The organism is Bifidobacterium sp. UBA6881 (genome assembly GCA_002451435.1).
GTDB lineage: Bacteria > Actinomycetota > Actinomycetes > Actinomycetales > Bifidobacteriaceae > Bifidobacterium.
This window is the reverse complement of record DKCF01000070.1, coordinates 1-3,348: the sequence shown is the minus strand read 5'-3', so window position 1 is coordinate 3,348 and position 3,348 is coordinate 1. Positions and strand designations below refer to the sequence as shown.

Genomic DNA, 3,348 nt, shown 5'->3' with positions numbered 1-3,348 from the left:
CTGCAGCTTGGACTTGTCGACGGAAGTCGACTCCGAATCCTTGGCCTTGACGATCACCTTGAACGTGGCGGAGACACCGTCTTCGGCGTTCACGGCGGGAGTCACGGTGAAGGTCGTCTCACCGGCCTTGAGCGCATGGATCGTGCGGGTGTCGACAAGCTTCGCGGACTGCGTCGCGACGCCGTCGGCGTCCTCTTCCTCTTCAGCCGTCGCGACGGAGGCGTCGGAGGAATTCCAAGTGAGCGTCGCGTCGGTGGCGTTGATCGGCTTGATGTTCACGTCCACATCCGCGGTGTCGCCTTCGGTCAGCGTCAGCACGCCGTCCTTGAGGCCATCCGCCTTTGCGGTCAGCGAGGTGATCGGCTTGATCTCACCGCCATCCGCGGTCGTGTACTTCACGTTGCTCGCATCCACGGTGGGCGCGACCTGGATGTAGTCGAAGTTCGGCGCCCATCCACTGGCCTTGCCGTCCTCGGAGGCGCTGCCCGTGTTCGCGTTGCCGAAGCGGATGGTGTTCTCGCCCTTCTTCAGGTTCACACGTACCGAAGTGGTCCAGAAGTTGTTCCAGCTGCGGGTGTTGGCGAACACCAGATGCTTCGAGGTCTCGCCGTTCACGGACATATCGGCCCAACGGTTCACGATCTGCCAGGTGTTGCTTGAGGTGTACTCCCACTGGGCGTAGCCGATGGTCAGCGTGTAGTTGCCATCTTCCGGAACGGTCACCTTGTTGAACTGGAACCAGTTGTTCGCGCCATTGCCGACATTGCCGACGATACGGCTGTTCGAGGCGTTGTTGTTGGTGGATGCCTTGGCACTGCCGTTGAACGTGTTGGAGGAATCCTCCGCCTCGTAACGGGTCACCGAGGAATCATCGGCGGTGGCGGTGCTCAAGGAATCGATGAGCACGCCCTGGGTGCCGTAGCCTTCCACGGTGATCTGGTTGAGGCCCAGCGGCATGTAGACGCGGACCTTGGCGGTCTGCCAGGTGTTGGCGTCCTTGGTTTCCGGCAGCTGGAGCGTGAGTTCCTGCGAGTCGTTCCTTGCGGAGCTTTCGCTTGGGTTGACCTTCAGCGTGACGGTACGCTTCGCGTTCTGGCCTTCGGCCTTCGGAGCGCTGTAGCGCAGCGTCACTTCGCTGTATCCGTCCTTCTTCGAATCGACGAAGAAATCGCTGGATGCGGTGGCATCGGTGCCCTCGACGTAACCGGTGCCGGAGTATCCGGTGGCGTTGCCGTAGGTCACCTTGGCGGTGCCGTTGCGACGCGCGTATTCGGCTTCGACGGTGCTGTTGGAGACCTTGCCCTGCGACGTGGCCGGAGTGATGACCGCGTAGTAGGCGCTGTCGCCCTTGAGGTTGTTCAGCGGCAGGCTTGCCTGGCCATTGGCGATGCTGAGGTCCTGTTCCGCCACGACGTAAGGTCCATCGGAAGCGGCCGGGATGCTGGTCGCCTTATTGTTCAAATCTGCCGGGGCGGTCGCGTCGGTCGCGTAGATCGTCACGTGGGCGCCATTCGGGTACTTGTCGGACAGCGCGCTCAGGTTCAGCGTCGTGGAGTACGAGCTTTCGTTCGAACCACCAAGCAGAATCTGGGTCTGGTTGCTGTCTTTGTTGTAGGAGGCGAGCACCTGCGGCTTGCCGTTTTCATCAGGCAGATCGACCTTGAGCAGGTTGCCCTTCATGAGGCCGTACCAGTAGTACAGCCAGTAGGAACCGGTCACCTGGTTGTTCTTGGTGACCAGCCAGTCGAGATCGCCGGCAGGGTACCAGTACGGCAGCGCACCCTGGGCTCCGGTCTTCTCGAAGCGTGCCATGTACTGCAGCAGGCGGCCCGGCTTGACCTGTTCGATGGGCTTGCCGTTCTGGTCGTACCATGCGTATTCGTTGATGCTGACCTTGATGGTCTGTCCCTGCTTCAGCGAAGTGTTTGCCGGCGGCACGTAATCGGAGAGGATCTCCTTTTCCAGAGTCTTCCATGCCTGGAAGTGCGTCAGATATTTGCCGAAACCGTCGCCAAGCTCATGCCACGTGACCACATCCGGTACGGTTCCGCTTTCCTTGGCATGCTGGAAGAACTGACGATAGAACTTATCGGAGTAGCCGCTGTTGTTCGGGCCGGCGATACGGGCCTGCGGATACACTTCGCGAATCGCCTTGACGGCCGTGTCCCAGTCTTCGAGGAACTTCGTGCGGACACTGTCGTACTTGCTGTTGTAGTTCGTCAGGTTGTAGTAGTTCGCGTCGCTGACGTCCGGCTCGTTGAATGGAATCCAGACGACGTTATCCTTGAGGTCCGGGTACTTGGTGTTGAATTCGGTGACCATCTGCTTGAGTTTCGGCACATAGTCGCCTTCCATGCCGCCGTTACCGTAGGCCACATACGGGAAGTTCTTGTAGGCTTCCTTCATGTACACCTGGATCTCGCCGCCGCCGTTGCGCTTCCACTGGTCGGTGGTGTTCAGCACATCGCCGTTGGGGTGCTGCACGCCGCTCGGGGACTTGCCGACCAGCACGCTGTCGGAATCGAGCGACAGGCCGTTGAGCGTGGTGTCGCTGGAAACGCCATCGTCGGTCAGACCATACAGGAAGCCGGTCGAGCCGTGGGTGATCTGGCAATTGGTGTTATTGGTGTTCGCGGTGCAGCCGGACTGGTCGAGATGCACGGTCACCGTGGGGTTCTCGATCGCGGTCGCGGTCGCCGCGCCGGAGGTCACTGCCAGCGCGGCCATCGTGGCCGTGGCCAGCAGCGCTGCCAGCGGTTTGCGCAATTTCATTGTTTCTCCTTAGTTTTCTTTTTTTATGGCAATGCCGCTTGTCTTTTTGGGATGCGCGGCATTGCAAAATTTGAAACATATCAGGCTGCTATGCCTGCAATGTCGTCAAGTCGTTTGTGGTGGGCCACAAGTGGTTGGATACCGGCATGCTCCGCGAAGAACATGCCGGTATCCAGTGCTGAATCAGCGCATCGTGCGACGACGTGCGATGATCAGGCCGCCGGCGGCCAGAAGCACCGCCACACCGGCGATCGCAGCAACACCGGCACCAGTGCTGCTCAGCTTGGACTGGGTGCTGTTCGAGCCGTTGCTGTCGGAGCCGGAGTTGGCGCCGGCATTGGAACCGGCGTTGTTGCCGGAACCGTTGTCGTCACCGGCCTTGACCAGCTTGGACTGGGCGTCGGCGAGCGCCTTGGCCGCCGCGTCCACGTCGGCCTGGGTGGCGTTCGCGTCGGCGAGGACCTTCTTCGCGGACTCCAGCTGTCCGGCGAACGCCTTCCAGCTGTCTGCGGTGTAGTCCTTCTCGTTCAGCTTGCCGGCCTCGTCCACCGCGGACTGCAGCTTGGACTTGTCGAC

Annotated in this window: 1 protein-coding gene and 1 pseudogene; both read right to left on the bottom strand. The window is 60.8% G+C overall.

Annotated elements, in window-relative coordinates; translation table 11 throughout:
• A partial coding sequence (locus B3C64_RS05300) for a hypothetical protein (RefSeq protein ID WP_291534236.1) occupies positions 1–2,772 on the bottom strand: 2,772 nt, incomplete at its 3' end.
• Between the two features lie 183 nt (positions 2,773–2,955).
• A pseudogene (locus B3C64_RS05295) lies at positions 2,956–3,348 on the bottom strand (hypothetical protein); the annotation flags it as partial.